Source organism: Scandinavium manionii (assembly GCF_024764775.1).
Taxonomy (GTDB): Bacteria; Pseudomonadota; Gammaproteobacteria; order Enterobacterales; family Enterobacteriaceae; genus Scandinavium; species Scandinavium manionii.
Genome location: NZ_JALIGC010000039.1, coordinates 268,562 through 290,770 on the forward strand (window position 1 = coordinate 268,562; position 22,209 = coordinate 290,770).

Annotated in this window: 26 protein-coding genes; 16 read left to right on the forward strand and 10 right to left on the reverse strand. The window is 54.0% G+C overall.

The window, feature by feature from the left end; genetic code table 11:
- Positions 1-179 precede the first annotated feature (179 nt).
- From hisJ to hisP, 4 genes are all read left to right on the forward strand, one after another.
- Positions 180-962, forward strand: coding sequence for a histidine ABC transporter substrate-binding protein HisJ (hisJ, locus tag MUU51_RS15730; RefSeq protein ID WP_258968092.1), 783 nt, complete (start codon positions 180-182; stop codon positions 960-962).
- Positions 963-1,029: 67 nt separating this feature from the next.
- Positions 1,030-1,716: a histidine ABC transporter permease HisQ gene (locus MUU51_RS15735; RefSeq protein WP_125352195.1), complete on the forward strand. Its 687-nt coding sequence runs from the start codon at positions 1,030-1,032 to the stop codon at positions 1,714-1,716.
- Positions 1,713-2,429, forward strand: a complete 717-nt coding sequence (locus tag MUU51_RS15740) for an ABC transporter permease (RefSeq protein WP_110509206.1) — start codon at positions 1,713-1,715, stop codon at positions 2,427-2,429. Before MUU51_RS15735 ends, MUU51_RS15740 begins: the two co-directional genes overlap by 4 nt.
- Before the next feature lie 7 nt (positions 2,430-2,436).
- Positions 2,437-3,210 (forward strand): histidine ABC transporter ATP-binding protein HisP, encoded by a 774-nt coding sequence (hisP, locus tag MUU51_RS15745; RefSeq protein WP_110509208.1) that lies wholly within the window; start codon positions 2,437-2,439, stop codon positions 3,208-3,210.
- Between the two features lie 36 nt (positions 3,211-3,246).
- On the opposite strand, the gene MUU51_RS15750 is transcribed toward hisP, so the two are convergent.
- The 6 genes from MUU51_RS15750 to yfcG all read right to left on the reverse strand — a co-directional run bounded on the left by MUU51_RS15750 (position 3,247) and on the right by yfcG (position 6,766).
- Positions 3,247-3,741: a GNAT family N-acetyltransferase gene (locus tag MUU51_RS15750; RefSeq protein WP_258968093.1), complete on the reverse strand. Its 495-nt coding sequence runs from the start codon at positions 3,739-3,741 to the stop codon at positions 3,247-3,249.
- Positions 3,742-3,753: 12 nt separating this feature from the next.
- Positions 3,754-4,314, reverse strand: a complete 561-nt coding sequence (locus MUU51_RS15755; RefSeq protein ID WP_258968094.1) for a VirB4 family type IV secretion/conjugal transfer ATPase — start codon at positions 4,312-4,314, stop codon at positions 3,754-3,756.
- A 34-nt stretch (positions 4,315-4,348) separates the two neighbouring features.
- Positions 4,349-4,579 carry a hypothetical protein gene (locus MUU51_RS15760; RefSeq protein ID WP_235033636.1) on the reverse strand — a complete coding sequence of 77 codons (231 nt, stop codon included), beginning with the start codon at positions 4,577-4,579 and terminating at the stop codon, positions 4,349-4,351.
- 232 nt (positions 4,580-4,811) lie between these two features.
- Positions 4,812-5,705 carry a TIGR01777 family oxidoreductase gene (locus tag MUU51_RS15765; RefSeq protein WP_159770167.1) on the reverse strand — a complete coding sequence of 298 codons (894 nt, stop codon included), beginning with the start codon at positions 5,703-5,705 and terminating at the stop codon, positions 4,812-4,814.
- 18 nt (positions 5,706-5,723) lie between these two features.
- A complete protein-coding gene (folX, locus tag MUU51_RS15770) occupies positions 5,724-6,086 on the reverse strand; it encodes a dihydroneopterin triphosphate 2'-epimerase (RefSeq protein ID WP_159770170.1) in 363 nt (120 codons plus the stop codon).
- Positions 6,087-6,136: 50 nt separating this feature from the next.
- Positions 6,137-6,766, reverse strand: a complete 630-nt coding sequence (gene yfcG, locus MUU51_RS15775; RefSeq protein WP_159770173.1) for a GSH-dependent disulfide bond oxidoreductase — start codon at positions 6,764-6,766, stop codon at positions 6,137-6,139.
- Between the two features lie 138 nt (positions 6,767-6,904).
- Here yfcG and yfcF point away from each other — a divergent pair, with 138 nt between their 5' ends.
- The 3 genes from yfcF to yfcD are packed head-to-tail and all read left to right on the forward strand — an operon-like array spanning position 6,905 to position 8,776.
- Complete coding sequence (gene yfcF / locus MUU51_RS15780) at positions 6,905-7,549, forward strand: glutathione transferase (RefSeq protein ID WP_159770176.1); 645 nt, start codon at positions 6,905-6,907, stop codon at positions 7,547-7,549.
- A gap of 50 nt (positions 7,550-7,599) precedes the next feature.
- Positions 7,600-8,154 carry a phosphodiesterase gene (yfcE, locus tag MUU51_RS15785; protein WP_200849673.1) on the forward strand — a complete coding sequence of 185 codons (555 nt, stop codon included), beginning with the start codon at positions 7,600-7,602 and terminating at the stop codon, positions 8,152-8,154.
- A 55-nt stretch (positions 8,155-8,209) separates the two neighbouring features.
- Positions 8,210-8,776 (forward strand): NUDIX hydrolase YfcD, encoded by a 567-nt coding sequence (gene yfcD / locus MUU51_RS15790; protein WP_159770182.1) that lies wholly within the window; start codon positions 8,210-8,212, stop codon positions 8,774-8,776.
- A 4-nt stretch (positions 8,777-8,780) separates the two neighbouring features.
- On the opposite strand, the gene MUU51_RS15795 is transcribed toward yfcD, so the two are convergent.
- Positions 8,781-9,800: a LacI family DNA-binding transcriptional regulator gene (locus MUU51_RS15795; protein ID WP_258968095.1), complete on the reverse strand. Its 1,020-nt coding sequence runs from the start codon at positions 9,798-9,800 to the stop codon at positions 8,781-8,783.
- 218 nt (positions 9,801-10,018) lie between these two features.
- On the opposite strand from MUU51_RS15795, the gene MUU51_RS15800 reads away from it, so the two are divergent.
- From MUU51_RS15800 to MUU51_RS15820, 5 genes are all read left to right on the forward strand, one after another.
- Positions 10,019-10,462 (forward strand): PTS sugar transporter subunit IIA, encoded by a 444-nt coding sequence (locus MUU51_RS15800; protein WP_258968096.1) that lies wholly within the window; start codon positions 10,019-10,021, stop codon positions 10,460-10,462.
- A gap of 82 nt (positions 10,463-10,544) precedes the next feature.
- Positions 10,545-10,817, forward strand: a complete 273-nt coding sequence (locus tag MUU51_RS15805; RefSeq protein WP_258968097.1) for a PTS sugar transporter subunit IIB — start codon at positions 10,545-10,547, stop codon at positions 10,815-10,817.
- A gap of 23 nt (positions 10,818-10,840) precedes the next feature.
- A complete protein-coding gene (locus MUU51_RS15810; RefSeq protein WP_258968098.1) occupies positions 10,841-12,229 on the forward strand; it encodes a PTS ascorbate transporter subunit IIC in 1,389 nt (462 codons plus the stop codon).
- Positions 12,229-13,062, forward strand: a complete 834-nt coding sequence (locus MUU51_RS15815; RefSeq protein ID WP_159770792.1) for a transketolase — start codon at positions 12,229-12,231, stop codon at positions 13,060-13,062. The genes MUU51_RS15810 and MUU51_RS15815 overlap by 1 nt, the downstream gene beginning before the upstream one ends.
- On the forward strand, positions 13,055-14,008 hold the full coding sequence (locus MUU51_RS15820; protein ID WP_258968099.1) for a transketolase family protein: 954 nt from the start codon (positions 13,055-13,057) through the stop codon (positions 14,006-14,008). The genes MUU51_RS15815 and MUU51_RS15820 overlap by 8 nt, the downstream gene beginning before the upstream one ends.
- A 59-nt stretch (positions 14,009-14,067) precedes the next feature.
- Here the strand turns inward: MUU51_RS15820 and pta are convergent, their stop codons facing one another.
- A complete protein-coding gene (gene pta, locus MUU51_RS15825) occupies positions 14,068-16,209 on the reverse strand; it encodes a phosphate acetyltransferase (protein WP_159770200.1) in 2,142 nt (713 codons plus the stop codon).
- Between the two features lie 75 nt (positions 16,210-16,284).
- Entirely contained in the window at positions 16,285-17,487 is a 1,203-nt protein-coding gene (gene ackA / locus MUU51_RS15830; RefSeq protein ID WP_159770203.1) for an acetate kinase, read from the reverse strand.
- 339 nt (positions 17,488-17,826) lie between these two features.
- Here ackA and yfbV point away from each other — a divergent pair, with 339 nt between their 5' ends.
- The 4 genes from yfbV (at position 17,827) to MUU51_RS15850 (ending at position 21,450) form a co-directional block, all read left to right on the forward strand.
- Positions 17,827-18,282, forward strand: coding sequence for a terminus macrodomain insulation protein YfbV (gene yfbV / locus MUU51_RS15835; RefSeq protein ID WP_159770206.1), 456 nt, complete (start codon positions 17,827-17,829; stop codon positions 18,280-18,282).
- A gap of 83 nt (positions 18,283-18,365) precedes the next feature.
- Positions 18,366-18,860: a YfbU family protein gene (locus MUU51_RS15840; protein ID WP_159770209.1), complete on the forward strand. Its 495-nt coding sequence runs from the start codon at positions 18,366-18,368 to the stop codon at positions 18,858-18,860.
- An 11-nt stretch (positions 18,861-18,871) separates the two neighbouring features.
- Entirely contained in the window at positions 18,872-19,531 is a 660-nt protein-coding gene (locus tag MUU51_RS15845) for a sugar phosphatase (RefSeq protein ID WP_258968100.1), read from the forward strand.
- A 92-nt stretch (positions 19,532-19,623) separates the two neighbouring features.
- Positions 19,624-21,450, forward strand: coding sequence for an SLC13 family permease (locus MUU51_RS15850; protein WP_258968101.1), 1,827 nt, complete (start codon positions 19,624-19,626; stop codon positions 21,448-21,450).
- 90 nt (positions 21,451-21,540) lie between these two features.
- Here MUU51_RS15850 and yfbR read toward each other — a convergent pair whose 3' ends face one another.
- Entirely contained in the window at positions 21,541-22,140 is a 600-nt protein-coding gene (gene yfbR / locus MUU51_RS15855) for a 5'-deoxynucleotidase (RefSeq protein ID WP_159770218.1), read from the reverse strand.
- Positions 22,141-22,209: the final 69 nt, after the last annotated feature.

Sequence of the window (22,209 nt, forward strand, 5' to 3'; positions counted from 1 at the left end):
TTATTTCTGGTGCAAGAAGTGCACCAAAATGGTGCGCAATTGCATAGTTAAGCAATATTGATGCAAAAAATTGCGTATATGCCCCGATAACCTTTTGCCTTATCCGCATAAAAGGTGGCACGATAACTGTTCTTGATACTTCTGATTACCCGTTAAATGACAGTCTGTTGAGGATAGTTATGAAAAAACTGGCGTTGTCTCTTTCTCTTGCGTTGGCACTTTCCAGCGTTTCTACGGTTTTCGCAGCCATTCCGTCGAAAGTTCGTATTGGCACAGATCCGACTTATGCCCCCTTCGAATCCAAGAATGCGCAGGGGGAGTTAGTTGGTTTTGACATCGATCTGGCAAAAGAGCTGTGTAAGCGAATTAAAGCGCAATGTACCTTCGTTGAAAACCCGCTGGATGCACTGATTCCGTCTCTGCAGGCGAAGAAAATCGACGCCATTATGTCCTCACTCTCCATTACGGAAAAACGCCAGCAGCAGATTGCCTTCACGGACAAACTCTATGCCGCAGATTCCCGCCTGGTGGTTAAAAAAGGCAGCCCGGTTACGCCGGATCTGAATACCCTGAAAGGCAAGCGTGTGGGCGTCCTGCAAGGCACCACGCAGGAAACATACGGTAATGAGCACTGGGCACCAAAAGGCATCGAAATCGTCTCCTACCAGGGCCAGGATAATATCTATTCTGACCTGACGGCCGGACGTATTGATGCCGCATTCCAGGATGAAGTGGCGGCAAGCGAAGGCTTCCTCAAGCAGCCTGTCGGTAAAGATTATCAGTTTGGCGGCCCGTCCATTAAGGATGAAAAACTGTTCGGCGTCGGTACCGGTATGGGCCTGCGTAAAGAGGAGAACGAACTCCGTGTTGCCCTGAATAAAGCCTTTGCTGAGATGCGCGCTGACGGCACCTACGACAAGCTGGCGAAGAAGTATTTCGATTTTAACGTATACGGCGAATAATCGCTGTTTGCGCCGCTGACCCCGACGTTCCCGGGGCCAGCGGCGCAGGACTGACAGGACAGGCTCAATGCTGTACGGGTTTTCACAAGTGATATTTCAGGGGGCCCTGGTCACCCTTGAGCTGGCCCTCAGCTCCGTAGTGCTGGCCGTGCTTATCGGTCTGGCAGGCGCTGCGGGCAAACTTTCCGGCAATCGTGCAGTGGCGCTGATTTTTGAAGGCTATACCACGTTAATTCGTGGCGTGCCGGATCTGGTGCTGATGCTGCTGATTTTCTACGGTCTGCAAATTGTACTCAACAGCATTACCGATGCGCTGGGCGTGGCACAGTTTGATATCGACCCGATGATTGCCGGTATCATTACCCTTGGTTTTATCTACGGAGCCTACTTCACCGAAACTTTCCGCGGCGCGTTTCTGGCTGTACCCAGAGGCCATATTGAAGCGGCGACCGCCTTCGGCTTTACCAGCCGTCAGACGTTTGTGCGTATTCTGTTTCCGGCAATGATGCGGTTTGCACTACCGGGGATTGGCAACAACTGGCAGGTTATCCTCAAAGCGACAGCCCTGGTGTCCTTGCTGGGTCTGGAAGATGTGGTGAAAGCGACGCAGCTTGCCGGGAAAAGTACCTGGGAGCCGTTCTACTTCGCCATTGTCTGCGGACTGATTTATCTGGTATTCACGACGGTATCCAATGGAGTGCTGCTTCTGCTCGAGCGTCGTTATTCCGTGGGTGTGAAGAGGGCTGACCTGTGATTGATATTATTCACGAATACTGGAAGTCCCTGCTGTGGACCGACGGTTACCGTATGACTGGCGTGGCGATCACCCTTTGGCTGCTGATCTCTTCAGTGCTGATGGGCGGCATTCTGGCGGTGTTTTTGGCGATCGGTCGCGTATCCAGCAATAAATTCATTCAGTTTCCAATTTGGCTGTTCACTTACATTTTCCGCGGTACACCGCTGTATGTGCAGCTACTGGTGTTTTACTCCGGGATGTACACACTCGAGATTGTTAAAGGCACCGAACTACTGAACGCCTTTTTCCGTAGCGGACTGAACTGTACGGTACTGGCGCTGACGCTCAACACCTGTGCGTACACCACGGAAATTTTTGCCGGGGCCATTCGCTCTGTGCCAGCGGGAGAAGTGGAAGCCGCGCGCGCCTACGGTTTTTCCGGCGTGAAGCTTTATCGCTGCATCATTTTACCGTCGGCGCTGCGTATCGCGCTCCCGGCCTACAGCAACGAAGTGATTTTGATGCTGCACTCCACGGCGCTGGCGTTTACGGCCACGGTGCCGGATTTGCTGAAAATCGCCCGTGATATTAACTCTGCCACTTACCAGCCGTTTACCGCGTTTGGGATTGCGGCGGTGCTGTATCTGATTATCTCTTATGTGCTGATTAGCCTGTTCCGCAAGGCGGAAAAACGCTGGCTGCAACATGTGAAACCCTCTTCGACACACTGAGAACATCATGCCTGACAATAAATTAAACGTTATCGACCTGCACAAGCGCTACGGCGAACATGAAGTGCTGAAAGGGGTGTCACTGAAGGCCAACGCCGGTGATGTTATCAGTATTATTGGCTCGTCTGGCTCCGGGAAAAGTACCTTCCTGCGTTGCATTAACTTCCTCGAAAAGCCAAGCGAAGGGAATATTGTGGTCAGCGGGCAGAATATCGGCCTGGTGCGTGATAAAGACGGTCAGCTGAAAGTGGCGGATAAAAACCAGCTACGCCTGCTGCGTACGCGTTTGACTATGGTGTTCCAGCACTTCAACTTGTGGAGCCACATGACGGTGCTGGAAAACGTCATGGAAGCACCGATTCAGGTTCTCGGTCTCAGCAAGCAGGAAGCGCGCGAACGTGCGGTGAAATATCTCGCGAAAGTGGGAATCGACGAGCGCCAGCAGATTAAATATCCGGTTCACCTTTCCGGCGGCCAGCAGCAGCGTGTGTCTATTGCCCGTGCGCTGGCGATGGAACCGGAAGTGCTGTTGTTTGATGAACCGACGTCAGCCCTTGACCCGGAACTTGTCGGCGAAGTGCTGCGCATCATGCAGAAACTGGCGGAAGAGGGGAAAACCATGGTGGTGGTGACGCATGAAATGGGCTTTGCCCGCGATGTGTCTTCCCACGTGATTTTCCTGCATCAGGGCCTGATTGAAGAAGAAGGCCATCCGGATGATGTCTTCGGAAGCCCGAAAAGCCCACGCCTGCAGCAGTTTCTGAAAGGTTCGTTAAAATAAACTATTTCCCCTCGTCCAGTGCGACGAGGGGAATACTCACCGCTCTAGCCGATACACCCAATCGTCGTACAGCTCGCCGTTAATCTCGAAGGCCTTTTCCAGTACCTGCGTGCGTAGAAACCCAAGCTTTTCCAGCAACCGCACCGACCCGGCGTTATCTGCCAGCACCCAGGCGTTAATCGCCTGCAGGCCGAGCTTGGAAAAACCATATTCGCAAATGGCCGTCAGGACCTCCTGGGCGTATCCTTTGCCCTGTGCCTGAGGCAGCAATGCGTAACCGATATCCGCTTCCAGAGCGTTATGCGTGCTAACCTGCAGCCCGATATCACCCACGCATTCTCCTTCGCGTTCATATATCGCGAATACATTACCTGAAAGCCGTGAACTGAATTTCAGACGCAGTTCTGCTTCTGAGAGCGGCACTCCCATAAAGCGCATTACCTGCGGGTTAGTGCGCAGAGCCAGAAAACAGGGCCAGTCATTTTCAGACAGCGGGGAAAGTCTCAGGCGCGAAGTAAGCAATGCTGGCATGGTGTCTCCTGATTATTGAGGCGTTGATGCAGCACCTTTGTGTTCCAGCTGGTGCAGATAATGCATCACCGTGCCTTTTTCGAGTGAAGAACGAAGCTGTAAGGCCAGGTTCATACTATCGAGAATGTGTGCATTGGCAATAAGCGGTGAGTCCGGCGGAATGCGTCCTTCACTCGCCAGCCAGTCAACAACTGTGCGCCAGTGCCAGAGCGGGGAGTTACCCTTAACACGCTGTACCGGGCCAGGAAACTGACGTGAGCCTCTGGCGCCATCTTTGAGCAAAGCGATGGCCTGGCGAGTGAGGCCGGTCAGTTCAGCGATATCGCTTAATCCGACCAGCGTAGAGTCGACGGATTCGACTCGTGCGCCAATTCCTGCTGATTCGATATCATTGACTGCGGAAAGTACGGCCTGCGCCAGGCTTGGTGCATCGCGATCGAATTCAAGATACACGGCGGTGCCGTAAAAACAGACCAGGGCATCATTGCAGCCCGCAGTAAAAAGGCGGTCTTCCAGCGCGGTGGTATCTGATGTGACGCCTGACAGCGTCAGGGTAAAATTGAAAAGTGACATGGTGACTCCTTGTTCCAGATAATCCAGTCATCCCTCACGCAGTCAGTGGAGTACAGCTATCCACTTTTCTGACGATTTGCCTGGCATGATTTTGCGGGCTGCCGGGCGTCGACCAGATGCTCATCATATGTTGTCGGTGCTCGGGTATTCCGCATTTCAACCGACCATAACAGTGCGAGCTGTTACCACCCGGTGTAAATACCCAACCTTTTAACTCGGCATAACGGATTGCGGCCCGTATATGCTTGTCAGGATGTTCCTTCATCATTTGTTGTCCTGTGCAGTATGAATAGCCTGTTGACAAGTGTCAACGGTTTGTTTGGCTGAAAATCAACCTGGTGCTCTCGTGCAGAGAATACGGTAACCGCAGATAATTCATGCTGAAAGGAGAGGGCAAATGGATGAGAATATTTCAAGGATGCGAGCACGCTTCCAGCGCGACTGAAACCGTCACGCCGGAACGTACAAATGAAGATGATAAATGCGGGGGAAGGGAATTAAGGCAGGACGTCACCCAACGCTTCCTCAAGATCGTACCAACGGAAGCCGAAACCAGACTCTTCAAGACGCTTAGGCAGCGCGCGTTGTCCACCTAAGACCAGCACAGAAGATTCCCCCATGAGCAATCTGACGGCGGTTGCAGGGGCTCTCAGCACCGCCGGACGATGTAGCGCATGGCCAAGCGCATGCGCGAATTGTTCGTTGCGAACAGGATAAGGCGAAACCATGTTGAACGGGCCGCGCAGGTCATTATCCAGCAGCCAAATAATGCCGTTAACCATATCGTCGATATGGATCCACGCGAGGTATTGACGACCCGTGCCGATAGGGCCGCCAAGGCCGAGTTTGAAAGGCGGGACCATTTTGCCGAGGATCCCACCTTTAGGCGCCAGAACGACACCGGTACGCAGCAAGCAAACGCGGGTGTTCTCGCTTTGCGCATCGCAGGCAATTTGCTCCCAGCGAGCGCAGAGTTTATGGGTGAATTCGTTATGCGGAGGTTCTTCTTCTGTCACCACCACTTCACCGAGGTCGCCGTAGTATCCCGCGGCAGAACCGGAAATCAGCACTCTCGGTGGCTGAGCGCTTGCGGTAAACAGCTCAACCAGCTTTTGGGTGATGTGCCAGCGGCTGCTGCACAACCGCTGTTTTTGCTCTTCGGTCCAGCGTTTGTCGGCGATAGGTTCGCCTGCAAGATTGATTACCGCGTCGATACCGTCAAGCGTGCTGTGTTCGTTGAGTCCCTTCCAGAGTTCAACGCGGGCATCCAGTTGCTGGCGTGCTTTCTCTGGGCTACGCGTCACCACAATGACGTCGTGACCGAGTTCCAGCAAGCGTGGGATCAAATGACGGCCAATCAGGCCAGTACCGCCGGTAATCAGGATCTTCATGCCACCTCCGGATTGCGCTTAGCCTCGCCAGCTCATGGTCATGGAGACAGAATCGGCATAGCGCAGCGCGTGAAGTTTGTCGATTTCCACTTCAGCATAAGTGACCCAGTGATGCTCGCATGCGATATTGAGCACATCCTGAGTTAATTTTTCCAGCAAAGAGAAACGGTTATTCTCTACATGCTGAATAATGCACTTAGTGATGGTGCGGTAGTTCAGCGCATCGTTGATATCTTCGCTATTGCGTGCGTTTTCCGCAGGATAATGGATAGACACGTTGATGACGATATCCTGACGGTTCGCTATCTCTTCTTCTTTGATACCGATATAGGTACGCAGGCGCAGGTTCTTGATTCGAATAATGGCGTCTGGTTGGGACATTGCAGGCTTCCTCCTGGTTATTATCCCAATCATAATACAACAAAGCGCCGTTAATTCGCCTGGGCCTTCTGCATCGCGCGCGCTGTAGCCGGACGCAGGCGTATCCGTTCAAACCAGTTGTTCACCGCCGGGAAATTTTGCAGGTCGATGCGCTGCCGCAGATGCGCGTTAACCCACGGCCAGCACGCGATATCAGCAATGCTGTAATGCTCGCCGCCGAGCCAGGGGGAGGTGCTCAGTCGCTTGTTTAACACGTTGTAGAGTCGCAGGGTTTCAACCTGATAACGCTCAATGGCGTAAGGCACCGGCTGAGGCGCAAAGTGGTTGAAATGATGATTCTGCCCAAGCATTGGCCCCAGACCGCCGACCTGCCAGAACAGCCACTGCAGCGTGACATGACGCTCTCGCAGTTCACCGCTGAGAAGTTTTCCTGATTTTTCAGCCAGGTACAGCAAAATTTCACCGGATTCAAACAGGCTGAAAGGGGCTCCACCGTCGGCAGGAACGTGGTCGACAATGGCCGGGATCTTATTATTGGGCGACACTGTCAGAAATTCCGGACGAAACTGATCGCCCTTGCTGATATCCACGCGGATCTGCCGGTACGCGAGCTGTGCCTCTTCCAGAAAAAGCGTGATTTTATGGCCGTTAGGGGTAGGGGCGTAATAGAGGTCAATCATTTTAACTCCTGGACCTGGGGTATTTTCATGACTTTTCGAGTATAGGTGGTTAAGTCAATTGTGTGAGTTTTCATCAAGTGACAGCCTGTCAAAGACGCGATATGTTGACGTTTTCACCCGCAAACCGTTGAGGAAGCTATGACTCGTCCCGTAATTACGCTGTGGTCCGATAACCATTTTTACTCGCCGTATGTGATGTCCGTTTATGTCGCTTTGCAGGAAAAGGGACTGGCGTTCAGTCTGAAAACCGTCGATTTGGCAAAGGGTGAACATCTGCAATCGGGCTGGAAGGGGTACGGTTTAACCCGCCGGGTGCCGCTGCTGGAGGTGGATACCTTTGAACTGACCGAGTCTTCTGCCATTACCGAATATCTTGATGAGCGTTTTGCCCCGCCGCAGTGGGAGCGTCTTTATCCGCATGATATCGAAAAGCGTGCCCGCGCCCGGCAGATTCAGGCCTGGATACGCAGCGATTTAACGCCCATCCGAGAAGAACGGTCCACGGACGTTGTCTTTGGCGGGGTGAAGAAACCGGCTCTCAGTAGCGCAGGGGAAAAAGCAGCTGCGAAGCTGTATGACACCGCAAGCGCGCTGCTGTCTCACGGGAAGCCAAATCTGTTTGGTGAATGGTCAGTCGCGGATACCGACCTGGCGTTGATGATTAATCGTCTGGTGCTGAACGGGGATGATGTCCCGGAACAGCTGGCCGATTATGCCTCTTTCCAGTGGCAGCGAGCATCTGTCCAGCGTTTCCTTGCGCTCTCGGCGAAATACGCAGGCTGAACCGGCCGCAATAATCCGTTATGATAGTGCGGTTTTTTGTGGAGGAATGATTGATGAAGCTGATGTTTGCATCAGATATTCACGGGTCTTTACCCGCCGCTGAACGCGTGCTGTCTCTGTTTATACAGAGTGATGCCAGATATTTGGTCATTTTGGGCGATGTGTTAAATCATGGCCCGCGTAATGCGTTACCTGAAGGTTATGCGCCTGCTGATGTTGCTGAATGCTTAAACACGCAGGCAGAACGGATTATTGCCGTGCGCGGGAACTGCGACAGTGAAGTGGACCAGATGCTGCTGCATTTTCCCATCACTGCGCCATGGCAGCAGGTGTTGACCGCCGAACAGCGTCTGTTTTTGACGCACGGACATTTGTTTGGTCCGGACAATCTGCCGTCCCTCGCGGCTGGCGATGTGCTGGTTTATGGTCATACTCATATTCCGGTTGCTGAACGTAGAGGTGACATCTTCCACTTCAACCCGGGTTCCATCAGCATTCCGAAAGGCGGCTTTAGCGCCAGCTACGGTATGATGGAGGGCAATAAATTGCGGGTTTTAGCACTCAATGATCAACGGGTTATTGCAGAGGTAGCAATTAATCCGTAATTTACCCGACAACCGTAAACGCGCCGCGAGAGCGTAATAAAGAGAAGGTTTTCCGATGGTGGAGCAGAATTTGGCAAGCACAGAATGGGTGGATATCGTCAACGAAGACAACGAGGTCATCGCACAGTCCAGCCGTGAACAAATGCGTGCGCAGTGTCTGCGTCATCGCGCGACCTATATTGTGGTTCATGACGGCATGGGAAAAATTCTCGTACAGCGCCGGACTGAAACCAAAGATTTTATGCCGGGTATGCTGGATGCCACCGCTGGCGGCGTGGTGCAGTCTGACGAGCAGTTGCTCGACTCAGCGCGTCGCGAAGCAGAAGAAGAGCTTGGAATTGCAGGCGTGCCGTTTGCAGATCACGGACAATTCTACTTCGAAGACAAACACTGCCGCGTGTGGGGCAGCCTTTTCAGCTGTGTATCTCACGGCCCGTTTGCGTTGCAGGAAGAAGAAGTGAGCGAAGTCTGCTGGCTAACACCGGAAGAGATAACCGCCCGTTGCGATGAGTTTACCGCTGATTCACTGAAGGCGCTTGCGCTGTGGATGACCCGCAATGCCAAGAACGAAGCCGCGAAAGACGCGTCAAAAGACGCACCGAAAGAAGAAGAGACCGAGTAACGTTTTAGCAGCTGTCCCGTAAACACAGTTTTGCGGCGATGGCGGGGTCATCATCCCACTCTTCATCATTGAGACGCGCCAGTAGGGCGCGTCCAGCCTCGATTCCTATCTGCTTGTGTGGCACCGAAATCGTAGTCAGCGGCGGTTGACAGACTCGGCTCACGTCGCTGTCACCGAAGCCCACAATCGCCAGATCGTCTGGCACTTTGATACGCCGACGCTGGCACTCATACAGCGCGCCACAGGCCATTTCATCCGACACACACACCAACGCATCCAGCTCAGGCCACGCCAGTAAAAATTCAGGCAACTGTGCCGCACCCGTTGTAAACGTAGGCGGTTCGGCGGCATTTATGACGCGATTGGGTGACATATGATGGCGTAGCATCGCTTTGTACCAACCCTGTAAATGCTGCTGAAAAATCCACTGTTCCTGATTCGCGCACAGTAGGCCGATATTCTGATAGCCGCGCTGAATCAGCGTTTGCGTCAGTTCAAACATGGCCGCGACGTTATCGATACCGATATTCATGTCCAGCGGGTCGGTACGTTTGGCGCCAATTTCCATTACCGGAATACCGCTGTTTTCCAGCCACTGACGCGAGGTATCACTGTGCTCGACGCTAAGCAGAATGGCGGCGGCGATGTTAGACGCCAGCAGCGTTTCGAGCAGCTTTTCTTCCTGGTCGAGATGATGACGCGATTCCGCGAGCATGATTTGGTAGCCCGCAGGCTGCAAAATTTGCTGCAGTCCGGCGAACATTTCTGAGCAGCCGACCTGGGCCAGGCTCGGAACGACCATGCCAATCGTCCATGATGACGCGGATGCCAGCGCGCTTGCCGCCATGTTGGGCATATATCCCAGCGCCTGAACCGCCGCTTCAATCTTTTCCCGGAGTTTATCGGAGACCTGTTCCGGCGTACGCAGCGCACGGGAAACGGTCATCGTTCCCACGCCCGCCAGCTGTGCCACATCTGCCAGCGTGACTTTGCCAGTACTGCGACGTTTTCGGGTCAGAGACATGCTTCTTCCTGATTGAAATCTCGTTTTGAAAGTGTATGCAGTATACGCCGGAAATCCCTCTTTTTGCTGAGTTATTACGCCATGTCCATATTTTTGATAGCGCTATCACAAATTACAAACCTGCTAATTTGGTAGCGCTATCTTTGTGACCATTATCACAGTCAGTATTCGGGACCTTGCATAAAGTTTGTCCACTTACCGAATGCTGGAGAATACGAATGCTCAGTCAATGGCTCCACGAAGGAACGATCCGGCTACAGGAAAGCGTCGAAAACTGGCCGCAGGCACTGGAGATTTGCGCCGGGCCGCTGCTGGAAGCACGTGTGATAATACCGGAGTACGTCACCGCCATTATCGAACAGCACCAAAAACTTGGGCCGTATTATGTGTTGGCTCCTGGCCTTGCGATGCCGCATGCTCGCCCGGAAGAGGGGGCACAAGATTTAGGGCTTTCGTTACTGAAACTGCAACACGGCGTCAATTTTGGTTCGAGCGAGCATGACCCGGTGGATTTGATTATTATGCTGGCGGCCCCGGATAAACACAGCCACATTGAAATGATCTCCGCGCTGGCAGAATTATTTTCCAGCGAAGAGGAATTACTGTCGCTACACCAGGCGAAATCCCTTGAGGAGATAAAAAATATAATCTCACGTTTCTGATTGTTTTAATTTCTAACCCTGACATCCAACATTTTACTTACAGGTAAAGTGCGGGCTGACTCTACGAAAAAAGGTGGCAATAATGAAAATTATGGCGATTTGCGGATCCGGTCTTGGCAGTAGTTTTATGGTCGAGATGAATATTAAAAAAGTCCTCAAGAAACTGAATGTCGAAGCAGAGGTGGAGCATTCAGACCTTTCATCAGCCACGCCGGGTGCGGCCGATCTCTTTGTGATGGCAAAAGACATCGCCGAAAGCGCCAGCGTGCCGGATAACCAACTGGTGGTTATTAATAATATTATCGACATCAATGAACTGGAAAATAAGCTCAGTGCTTATTTCGCCAGCCGTTAACCCGCAATGAGTGAGGGGCAGATATGTTTATCCTCGAGACGCTTAATTTTGTGGTGGATATTCTTAAGGTTCCATCAGTACTGGTGGGTTTAATTGCGCTGATTGGTTTGGTGGCACAGAAGAAATCATTTTCAGACGTTGTTAAAGGCACGGTAAAAACCATTCTGGGCTTTATTGTACTGGGCGGTGGCGCGGGTGTTTTAGTGGGCTCGCTAAACCCACTGGGTGGAATGTTTGAACACGCGTTCAGTATTCAAGGGATTATTCCGAATAACGAAGCGATTGTGTCTATCGCGCTGGAGAAATATGGTGCAGCGACGGCGCTGATCATGGCCTTCGGCATGGTAGCGAACATTGTGGTAGCTCGCTTCACCCGCCTGAAATACATTTTCCTGACCGGGCACCACACCTTCTACATGGCCTGCATGATTGGGGTCATCCTCACCGTCGCAGGTTTTGAAGGCATCGGCCTGGTGTTTACCGGCTCGCTGATCCTGGGCCTGATCATGGCGTTTTTCCCGGCCATTGCACAACGTTATATGAAACGCATAACCGGTAATGACGACATCGCGTTTGGTCACTTCAGGACGCTCGGCTATGTGCTTTCTGGCTGGATTGGCAGCAAAGTGGGCAAAGGTTCTCGCTCAACCGAGGAGATGAACCTGCCGAAAAACCTCAGTTTCCTGCGCGACAGCTCCATTTCCATTTCACTGACCATGATGATCATTTATCTGATTATGGCGGTTTGCGCCGGGCGTGAGTACGTTGAGGCGCAGTTCAGCGGCGGTCAGAACTATCTCGTCTACGCCATCATCATGGCGATCACCTTCGCGGCCGGCGTGTTCATCATCCTGCAGGGCGTGCGACTGATTTTGGCGGAAATCGTTCCGGCATTTACCGGCTTCTCGGAAAAACTGGTCCCGAATGCGCGTCCGGCGCTCGATTGCCCGGTGGTGTATCCGTACGCCCCAAATGCGGTGCTGATTGGCTTCCTGTTCAGCTTCCTCGGTGGCCTGGTGGGCCTGTTCCTCTGCGGACAGTTCAAATGGGTGCTTATCCTGCCAGGCGTCGTGCCTCACTTCTTCACTGGCGCCACCGCGGGCGTGTTCGGTAACGCCACCGGCGGACGTCGCGGAGCAATGATTGGCGCGTTCGCAAACGGCCTGCTGATCACTTTCCTGCCGGTATTACTGCTGCCGGTTCTCGGCGCGCTGGGCTTTGCCAACACCACGTTCTCTGATGCCGATTTCGGTGCGGTGGGCATCGTGCTGGGCAACCTCGCGCGTTATCTGTCGCCAATGGCGATAACCGGGCTGGTGGTGGTTATCTTCGCGCTGTTGGTGCTGTTCAACTATCTGGCCAAAGGCAAAGTCGCTGGCAACGATTTCCCGCAAAATACAGGAGCCAAATGATGAGTACGGTTGCAGAAGTCACTCAACTGGCGCGCGATATCCGTGTTGCCACCCTGAAATCGCTGACGGACCTTGGGTTTGGTCATTACGGCGGCAGCATGTCGGTGGTGGAAACCCTGGCGGTGCTCTACGGCGACGTAATGCGCATCGACCCGGGCGACCCGGACTGGAAAGGGCGCGACTATTTCGTGCTGTCGAAAGGTCACGCGGGCCCTGCGCTGTACAGCACGCTCGCCATCAAAGGCTATTTTCCACAGGAAGAACTGAGCACCCTGAACCAGAACGGCACCAAACTGCCGAGCCATCCGGACAGGCTGAAAACGCGCGGCGTGGATGCCACGACCGGTTCGCTGGGTCAGGGCATTTCCATTGCCGGAGGCATGGCGCTCTCGCACAAACTGGCAGGGCGCAGTAACCGCGTGTTCTGCATCGTCGGCGACGGCGAACTGAACGAGGGCCAGTGCTGGGAAGCGTTCCAGTTCATCGCACATCACAAACTCAATAACCTGATGGTGTTTATCGACTGGAACAAGCAGCAGCTCGACGGCGAGCTGGATGAAATCATCTGTGCGTTCGACCTGCACGAAAAATTCACCGCCTTTGGTTATGACGTAGTCACGGTGAAAGGGGATGACATTCCAGGCCTGATAGACGCGGTAAAACCGGTGCCCGAAGCGGATGCCCGACCACGGCTGATTATCCTCGACAGCATCAAAGGGCAGGGCGTGCCGTATCTGGAAAACCTGGGTAACTCGCACCACCTGCGCCTGACCGACGACATGAGAAAAACCCTGAACGACACCATTGCCCAACTGGAGGCCGCGCATGATTAAGGTTGCACCTGCGGGAGAAAAAGACGCGATTGAGATGCGTAAAGTCTATGCCGGATTTGTGGCGGATCAGATTGAAGCGGGCAGCGAAATCATCGCGCTTGAAGCCGACCTGATGAGCTCGATGGCGATGGATAGCGTCCATAAAAAATACCCGCAGCAGGTGATTAACTGCGGGATTATGGAAGCGAACGTGATCGGCACCGCGGCAGGATTATCGCTGACCGGTCGTAAGCCGTTCGTACATACGTTCACCGCGTTCGCCAGCCGCCGCTGCTTCGATCAGTTGTTTATGTCGCTCGACTACCAGCGTAATAACGTCAAAGTCATCGCCTCCGATGCGGGGGTCACCGCCTGTCATAACGGCGGGACGCACATGTCATTTGAAGATATGGGCATCGTTCGCGGGCTGGCGAATTCGGTGGTGATGGAAGTGACCGATGCCACCATGTTTAAGGACATCCTAAATCAGCTGATTGATCTGGAAGGCTTTTACTGGGTGCGCACCATCCGCAAGCAGGCCCCGTCTGTGTATCAGGAAGGCTCAACGTTCACCATCGGCAAAGGCAACGTGCTGCGTGAAGGCGACGACATCACGCTCATCGCGAACGGCATTATGGTGGCAGAAGCGCTGGAAGCCGCTCGTCGCCTGGAGCGCGAAGGCGTGAGTGCGGCGGTCATCGATATGTTTACGTTAAAGCCTATCGACCGGATGCTGGTGAAAAACTACGCCGAAAAAACCGGGCGTATTGTGACCTGTGAAAATCACAGTATTCATAATGGTCTGGGGTCGGCGGTGGCAGAAGTGCTGGTCGAAACCTGTCCGGTGCCGATGCGTCGCGTGGGCGTGAAAGAGCGGTATGGTCAGGTCGGAACGCAGGATTTCCTGCAACAGGAATATGGCCTGACGGCGGATGAGATCGTGAAGGCGGCGAAGGAACTGCTGTAGCCAAATTGAAGCAATAAAAAAGGCAGCCATTTGGCTGCCTTTTGCATTTCAGCGGAGGATTAGTCCTGCTGAGACGACTGAATCGCCGTCAGTGCGATGGTGTAGACGATATCGTCTACCAGCGCGCCACGAGAAAGGTCATTGACTGGTTTGCGCATACCCTGCAGCATCGGCCCGATGGAGATCAGGTCGGCTGAACGCTGTACCGCTTTGTAGGTGGTGTTACCGGTGTTCAGGTCTGGGAAGATGAACACGGTAGCGCGACCTGCAACCGGAGAGTTCGGCGCTTTGGATTTCGCAACGTCTGCCATTACGGCGGCGTCATACTGCAGCGGGCCGTCGATAACCAGGTCCGGACGTTTTTCCTGTGCGATGCGAGTGGCTTCACGCACTTTCTCAACGTCGCTACCCTGGCCGGAAGTCCCGGTAGAGTAAGAGAGCATGGCTACGCGCGGGTCGATACCGAATGCAGCTGCGGAATCCGCAGACTGGATAGCGATTTCGGCCAGCTGCTCAGCGGTTGGATCCGGGTTAATCGCGCAGTCACCGTAAACATAAACCTGTTCAGGCAGCAGCATGAAGAACACAGAAGAAACCAGTGAGCTGTTCGGCGCAGTTTTGATCAGCTGCAGCGGTGGACGGATGGTATTGGCAGTGGTGTGAACCGCGCCAGAAACCAGACCGTCAACTTCGTCCTGCTCCAGCATCATGGTGCCGAGCACAACGTTGTCTTCCAGCTGCTCGCGAGCCACGGCTTCAGTCATGCCTTTGCTCTTACGCAGCTCGACCAGGCGTGCGACGTAGCTTTCACGTACCACTTCCGGATCGACGATTTCGATGCCCGCGCCCAGTTCAACACCCTGGTCAGCCGCAACGCGGTTGATTTCTTCCGGGTTGCCGAGCAGTACACAGGTCGCGATACCGCGCTCTGCACAGATAGCAGCCGCTTTCACGGTACGTGGTTCGTCGCCTTCTGGCAGAACAACGCGTTTGCCTGCTTTACGCGCCAGCTCGGTCAGCTGGTAGCGGAACGCTGGCGGAGACAGACGACGGCTACGCTCAGACGTTGCAGTCAGCGATTCGATCCAGTTGGCATCGATGTGGCTAGCCACATATTCCTGCACTTTTTCGATACGTGCATGGTCATCAACCGGCACTTCGAGGTTGAAGCTCTGCAGGCTCAGGGAAGTCTGCCAGGTGTTGGTGTTGACCATGAATACTGGCAGGCCAGTGGCGAACGCTCGTTCACACAGCTTGCTCACTCGCGCATCCATTTCGTATGCACCGGTCAGCAGGATGGCACCGATTTCAACGCCATTCATCGCTGCCAGACACGCTGCAACCAGCACGTCTGGACGGTCTGCGGAGGTCACCAGCAGGGAGCCTGCGCGGAAGTGTTCCAGCATGTGTGGAATGCTGCGCGCACAGAAGGTCACGGACTTCACGCGGCGGGTGTTGATGTCGCCTTCGTTCACGATGGTCGCGTTCAGGTGACGAGCCATATCGATTGCACGGGTAGCAATCAGATCAAAGCTCCATGGCACCGCGCCCAGCATCGGAAGCGGGCTAGTCGCTGCCAGATCTGTCGGATTAATTTTCACAACTTTCGCAGTGGAAGAGTCGTCGAAAATTTCAGACAGGTCAGGACGAGTACGGCCCTGATCATCAACCGGTGCGTTCAGTTTGTTAACGATAACGCCGGTGATGTTGGTGTTTTTCGTGCCGCCGAAGCTGCTACGGGTCAGTTCGATACGCTCTTTCAGGCCTTCCTGAGTATCGGTGCCCTGAGACATCACGAACACGATTTCCGCGTTCAGCGTCTTAGCAATCTCGTAGTTCAGGGACTGTGCGAACTGGTGTTTACGAGTCGGGACCAGGCCTTCAACCAGCACCACTTCAGCATCCTGGGTGTTCGCGTGGTAGTTAGCGATGATCTCTTCCATCAGCACGTCATTCTGGTTGCTGGAGAGCAGAGATTCAACGTGGCTCATCTTCAGCGGTTCAGCTGCTGGCAGATTGGAGTTAGCACGCACGATAGCCGTGGTCTGGTCTGGCGCATCGCCACCAGCACGCGGCTGAGCGATTGGCTTAAAGACGCTCAGACGAACGCCTTTGCGTTCCATAGCGCGGATAACGCCAAGGCTGACGCTGGTCAGACCGACGCTGGTTCCGGTAGGGATCAGCATAATTGTACGGGACACGATTTATCCTCTTTCGTTACCGCCACGGTTGGCGGGATCCAAAACAGCACCGCCAGCTAGGCTGGCGGTGTGGAATCAGGCAGTCAGACGAGCTGCGTCTTGTGCGATGACCAATTCTTCATTGGTCGGGATGACCACGGCAGGGCGGGTGCCTTCTTTGTTAATGAAGCCAGACTTGCCGAAGCGGGCAGCCAGGTTGCGTTCGTGATCAACGTCGAAGCCCAGAACGCCCAGTTTACCCAGGGACAGTTCGCGAACCATCGCGGCGTTCTCGCCGATACCACCGGTGAAGACAACGGCGTCCAGACGACCGTCCATCAGCGCGGTGTAAGAACCGATGTATTTCGCCAGGCGGTGGCAGTAAACGTCCATTGCACGTTTAGCGTCTGCTTTGGTTTCGTAGTTGTCTTCAACATAACGGCAGTCACTGGTGACTTCGGTCAGACCCAGGAGGCCGGACTCTTTGGTCAGCATTTTGTTGATTGCATCAACGCTCATGCCCAGGGTGTCGTGCAGATGGAAGATGATAGCCGGGTCGATGTCACCAGAACGGGTGCCCATGACCAGGCCTTCCAGCGGGGTCAGACCCATGGAAGTATCAACACATTCGCCGTTACGGATAGCAGAAACAGAACCACCGTTGCCCAGGTGGCAAGTGATGATGTTCAGTTCTTCAACTGGCTTGTTCAGAATTTTAGCGGCTTCCTGAGTCACGAAGAAGTGGCTGGTGCCGTGTGCGCCATAGCGACGAACGCCGTGTTCTTTGTACAGGCTGTACGGCAGAGCATACAGGTAAGACTCTTCCGGCATGGTCTGATGGAACGCGGTATCGAAGACAGCAACGTTTTTGTCTTTCAGGTTCGGGAAGGATTTCAGCGCTTCCGCGATGCCGATCAGGTGTGCAGGGTTGTGCAGCGGTGCAAAAGAGGCTGCATCTTTGATACCCTGAATAACGGAATCATCGATAACCACAGAACCGGTGTACTTTTCACCGCCGTGAACAACGCGATGACCGATAGCCGCCAGCTGAGCAGACAGTTCTGGTTTTTGTGCCAGAATAGTATTAACGATAAAGTTAAGCGCTTCACTGTGAGCGGCGCCTGCACCTAAAGCCGCTTCTTGTTTGGCGCCGTCCATTTTCCATTTCAGACGTGCTTCAGGGAGATGGAAACATTCGGCCAAACCAGAGAGGTATTCTTCACCATTGATTGCGTCGATGACAGCGAATTTCAGTGAAGAGCTACCGCAGTTCAGAACCAGTACTAACTTACTCGACATGGAAGTACCTATTAATCTTATGTGGCTAAAAAAACGTCAGTGAGTCAAAGAGCGTAGCGCATGATGACGCTGACATTTATGATTAACATCATGCTCAATACTTTTAGCAGGCATGATGAAAGGAATTCGGGTGATTCATCCTTCAGTTTTGCACAATTTTCAACCGATGGCAGAATGTGCAATAATTTGACGAATCGCGAGAGTGGGTCTACGCCCATCTCAGGCCGCACAGAATACCTGAATGCCGCCTTTATTGCCAAAATGTTTTGAACGTTGTCATGCATAGTTGTTGTTTTGCACGAAATTTTGATTTTTTATCTGTGAAGTTGAGGTAACGCCATGTCGACACCCGAGAACCGCCCGGTAAACTTTTTCAGTTCGTTCCGCCGTGGGCAGCACTACGCGAAGACGTGGCCGATGGAAAAACGCCTGGCACCGGTGTTTGTTGAAAACCGCGTCATCCGTGCTACCCGCCACGCTATACGCTTCATGCCGCCGGTAGCGGTGTTTACGCTGTGCTGGCAAATCGCTCTCGGCGGCCAACTTGGCCCGGCCATTGCGACCGCATTGTTTGCGCTGAGCCTGCCGATGCAAGGATTATGGTGGCTGGGCAAGCGTTCCGCCACTCCGCTGCCGCCAACCATTTTGAGCTGGTTCTATGAAGTGCGCGGAAAATTGCAGGAGTCAGGCCAGGTGCTGGCCCCTTTTGAAGGCAAGCCAGATTACCAGGCGTTAGCTGACACGCTTAAGCGCGCATTCAAGCAACTGGATAAAACTTTCCTTGATGATTTGTAATTAACTATCAAAAACGCATATAAAAGAGGGCATACACTTTGTAAGCCCTCTTTTTTCATGCGTAAGCGCAACAGGAGTCGAAAATGGAAATGACCAACGCTCAACGTCTGATTTTGTCGAATCAGTACAAAATGATGACCATGATGGATCCCGACAACGCCGAGCGTTACCGCCGCCTGCAGACGATCATCGAGCGCGGCTACGGTCTGCAAATGCGCGAACTGGATCGTGAATTTGGCCAACTAACCGAAGAAACCTGCCGGGTGATCATCGACATCATGGAGATGTACCACGCGCTGCACGTTTCCTGGACCAACCTCAAAGACGCTGACAGCGTGGACGAACGCCGTGTGACTTTCCTTGGCTTCGATGCCGCGACCGAAGCCCGCTATCTTGGCTACGTGCGCTTTATGGTCAACACCGAAGGCCGTTACACGCATTTCGATGCCGGTACTCACGGCTTCAACGCCCAGACCCCAATGTGGGAAAAATACCAGCGTATGCTGAGCGCATGGCACGCGTGTCCACGCCAGTATCACCTGAGCAGCAACGAAATTAATCAGATTATCAATGCCTGATGGAGGTCGCCGTGCAGTGCAAAGGTTTTTTGTTTGATCTCGACGGTACGCTGGTGGATTCACTGCCAGTTGTGGAACGTTCGTGGTGCCACTGGGCTGATCGTCACGGTCTGAGCCACAGTGAAGTCCTGAATTTTATTCACGGCAAGCAGGCGATGACTTCTCTGCGCCACTTCCTGCCTGGCCGTACCGAAGCGGAAATTCAGGTGGAGTTCAGCTGGCTCGAGCGAATGGAGTCCGAGGACACCGCCGGGATCACCGCGCTGCCGGGTTCGCTGGCGCTGCTGAATCATCTGGATGAAGCCGGCATTCCATGGGCGATAGTCACCTCTGGTTCCGTTCCGGTGGCACATGCGCGTCATCGCGCCGCGGGCCTGCCTGACGCAAAAGTGTTTGTCACCGCTGAGCAGGTAAAACGCGGTAAGCCCGAGCCGGATGCCTATCTGCTCGGCGCAGAGCTGCTGGGCTTTGCCCCGGCTGAATGCGCAGTAGTGGAAGACGCGGCGGCGGGGATGCTTTCTGGTCTCGCGGCAGGCTGTCGCGTCATTGCCGTGAACGTGCCCGGCGATGCACCTCGGTTAAACGAAGCGGATTTCGTGCTGACCACGCTCGAAGCGTTAAGCATTAACCGGCAGCCCGATGGCACGGTAGATGTGCATCTGAAAGACTAAACGTATGATCTGGCCTCGCTTCGGCGGGGCTTTTTTATGCCACAATGATCGCTCTCTTTTCTGACAAGACTCTCTTCTGACAAGGACATGTTGTGAACGGTGAACTGATTTGGGTGTTGTGCCTGCTGGCGGTAGCGGTACTGCTTTTCGCCACCGGTAAAGTGCGCATGGATGCCGTCGCCCTGCTGGTTATTGTTGCCTTTGTTCTGAGCGGAACGCTCACCCTCAGCGAAGCCTTTTCCGGCTTCAGCGATCCTAACGTCATCCTTATTGCCGCGCTGTTTATCATCGGCGACGGACTCGTGCGCACCGGCGTTGCTACCAGTATGGGCTCATGGCTGGTGAAAGTGGCGGGCAACAGCGAAATCAAAATGCTGGTGTTCCTGATGCTGACGGTGGCCGGGCTTGGCGCGTTTATGAGCTCCACCGGCGTGGTAGCCATCTTCATTCCCGTCGTGCTTAGCGTCTGCATGCGCATGAACACCTCGCCGTCGCGCTTAATGATGCCGTTGAGTTTTGCCGGGCTTATCAGCGGCATGATGACGCTGGTCGCTACACCGCCAAACCTGGTGATTAACAGCGAGCTGCTCCGCGAAGGTTTGCAAGGTTTCAGTTTCTTTAGCGTGACGCCGATTGGGCTGGTGGTACTTCTGCTCGGTATTGTGTATATGCTGCTGGTGCGTTTTATGCTTCCCGGCGACGATGGAAACCCAAAGAATGATAAACGCCGCACGTTTCGCGATTTAATCAAAGAGTATCGCCTGAACGGCCGTGCGCGCCGATTGGCTATCCGTCCGGGCTCACCGCTGGTCGGGCAGCGTCTGGATGACCTCAAATTGCGTGAGCGCTACGGTGCAAACGTGATCGGCGTAGAGCGCTGGCGACGTTTCCGTCGTGTGATTGTCAACGTTAACGGCGTGTCGGAGTTTCATGCGCGTGACGTCCTGCTCATTGATATGTCAGCGGCAGACGTCGACCTGCGACAGTTTTGCACGGAGCAGCTGCTGGAGCCGATGGTGCTGCGTGGCGAGTATTTTTCCGACCAGGCGCTGGACGTTGGCATGGCCGAAGTATCGTTGATCCCGGATTCAGAACGGGCAGGCAAAACGGTGCGGGAAATGGAATTTCGTACCCGCTTTGGGCTGAATGTGGTGGGCATGAAACGCGACGGTAAAGCCGTCGATGGCGCAGTGGTGGATGAAACCATAGCGCTGGGCGACATTCTGCTGGTGGTAGGCAACTGGAAACAGATAGCACAGCTCTCACAGCGTGGGCGTGATTTTGTGGTGCATAACATGCCAATAGAAGTTAACGATGCCTCCCCGGCGCACAGCCAGGCGCCACATGCCATTTTCTGCCTGGTGTTGATGGTTGCGCTGATGCTGACGGACGAAATCCCTAACCCGATAGCCGCAATAATTTCTTGTTTGCTGATGGGCAAATTCCGCTGCATCAACGCCGAAAGCGCTTATAAAGCCATTCACTGGCCGAGCATTATTTTGATTGTCGGGATGATGCCGTTTGCGCTCGCCCTGCAAAAAACCGGCGGCGTAGATTTAGTGGTGAAAGGGCTGATGGACGTCGGCGGCGGGCAGGGGCCGTATCTGATGCTGATCTGTCTGTTCGTGATGTGCGCCACGATTGGTTTGTTTATATCCAACACCGCCACCGCGGTGCTGATGGCGCCGATTGCGCTGGCTGCGGCAAAATCGATGGGCGTGTCGCCTTATCCGTTTGCAATGATGGTGGCGATGGCGGCCTCTGCGGCATTTATGACGCCAGTATCCTCACCGGTTAACACGCTGGTACTGGGGCCGGGGAAATACGGCTTCAGTGATTTTGTGAAGATTGGCGTGCCGTTCACGGTGTTAGTGATGGTGGTGTGCGTGGTGCTGATTCCGGTGCTGTTTCCATTTTAATTCTATTCCCCGGCGGCGTAAGTGCTTACCGGGGCGACATAAAGCCCGGTTTGTAGGCCCAACCAGCTACACGCTGCCGGGCAGAGCGAGTTAAAGTGGGGAATCCTGACTGATTTCATCCAGCGATAGCTGAAAACTCGGCACAAAGACCCGCATGAAATAGTCCATTTCGGGGCTGCGGCGCGATTCCAGCGTTTTTTCCAGACGGCTTTTCGCCAGCAAAAATTCGTTATTTCCTGCGGAAAGTTCTTCCAGACATTTCAGGTACGCACACAGCGCATCGGCCTGCTTAACCAGCAGTCTTTCTTCTTCGCTGCACTGATGCTCATCAATCAGCGGCGCGAAGATATCGCGCAGTTCTTCCGGCACCATGTCGACCAGTTTCTGCTGGGCGATCTTCTCAATCGCTTTATATTCCTGCGCGATTTGCGAGTTGAAGTATTTTACCGGGGTCGGCAGGTCGCCGGTCAGCACTTCGGACGCGTCGTGATACATCGCCAGCAAAGCGATGCGCTCGGCGTTCACCGAACCGTTAAATTTGCGGTTTTTAATCGCTGCCAGCGCGTGGGCCACCATCGCAACTTGCAAACTGTGCTCGGAGACGTTTTCGGTGCGCACGTTGCGCATCAGCGGCCAGCGGTTGATCAACTTCAGACGGGAAAGATGGGCAAAGAAATGACTCTGGCTCATGGGGGGCCTCAATGCGTAACAGCAGGTTACCCATTGTGCGCTGAGTTGACCGCCGGATGCAAACCCCGG

Coding starts and splice junctions, on each gene's coding strand:
- yfcF (WP_159770176.1), top strand. CDS start 6,905: ATGACTCGTCCCGTAATTACGCTGTGGTCCGATAACCATTTTTACTCG.
- MUU51_RS15820 (WP_258968099.1), top strand. CDS start 13,055: ATGATTAAGGTTGCACCTGCGGGAGAAAAAGACGCGATTGAGATGCGT.
- yfcD (WP_159770182.1), top strand. CDS start 8,210: ATGGTGGAGCAGAATTTGGCAAGCACAGAATGGGTGGATATCGTCAAC.
- MUU51_RS15840 (WP_159770209.1), top strand. CDS start 18,366: ATGGAAATGACCAACGCTCAACGTCTGATTTTGTCGAATCAGTACAAA.
- yfcG (WP_159770173.1), bottom strand. CDS start 6,766: ATGATTGACCTCTATTACGCCCCTACCCCTAACGGCCATAAAATCACG.
- MUU51_RS15795 (WP_258968095.1), bottom strand. CDS start 9,800: ATGTCTCTGACCCGAAAACGTCGCAGTACTGGCAAAGTCACGCTGGCA.
- folX (WP_159770170.1), bottom strand. CDS start 6,086: ATGTCCCAACCAGACGCCATTATTCGAATCAAGAACCTGCGCCTGCGT.
- MUU51_RS15750 (WP_258968093.1), bottom strand. CDS start 3,741: ATGCCAGCATTGCTTACTTCGCGCCTGAGACTTTCCCCGCTGTCTGAA.
- yfbR (WP_159770218.1), bottom strand. CDS start 22,140: ATGAGCCAGAGTCATTTCTTTGCCCATCTTTCCCGTCTGAAGTTGATC.
- hisP (WP_110509208.1), top strand. CDS start 2,437: ATGCCTGACAATAAATTAAACGTTATCGACCTGCACAAGCGCTACGGC.
- yfbV (WP_159770206.1), top strand. CDS start 17,827: ATGTCGACACCCGAGAACCGCCCGGTAAACTTTTTCAGTTCGTTCCGC.
- ackA (WP_159770203.1), bottom strand. CDS start 17,487: ATGTCGAGTAAGTTAGTACTGGTTCTGAACTGCGGTAGCTCTTCACTG.
- MUU51_RS15815 (WP_159770792.1), top strand. CDS start 12,229: ATGAGTACGGTTGCAGAAGTCACTCAACTGGCGCGCGATATCCGTGTT.
- MUU51_RS15760 (WP_235033636.1), bottom strand. CDS start 4,579: ATGAAGGAACATCCTGACAAGCATATACGGGCCGCAATCCGTTATGCC.
- MUU51_RS15755 (WP_258968094.1), bottom strand. CDS start 4,314: ATGTCACTTTTCAATTTTACCCTGACGCTGTCAGGCGTCACATCAGAT.
- MUU51_RS15800 (WP_258968096.1), top strand. CDS start 10,019: ATGCTCAGTCAATGGCTCCACGAAGGAACGATCCGGCTACAGGAAAGC.
- hisJ (WP_258968092.1), top strand. CDS start 180: ATGAAAAAACTGGCGTTGTCTCTTTCTCTTGCGTTGGCACTTTCCAGC.
- MUU51_RS15735 (WP_125352195.1), top strand. CDS start 1,030: ATGCTGTACGGGTTTTCACAAGTGATATTTCAGGGGGCCCTGGTCACC.
- MUU51_RS15810 (WP_258968098.1), top strand. CDS start 10,841: ATGTTTATCCTCGAGACGCTTAATTTTGTGGTGGATATTCTTAAGGTT.
- MUU51_RS15805 (WP_258968097.1), top strand. CDS start 10,545: ATGAAAATTATGGCGATTTGCGGATCCGGTCTTGGCAGTAGTTTTATG.
- MUU51_RS15765 (WP_159770167.1), bottom strand. CDS start 5,705: ATGAAGATCCTGATTACCGGCGGTACTGGCCTGATTGGCCGTCATTTG.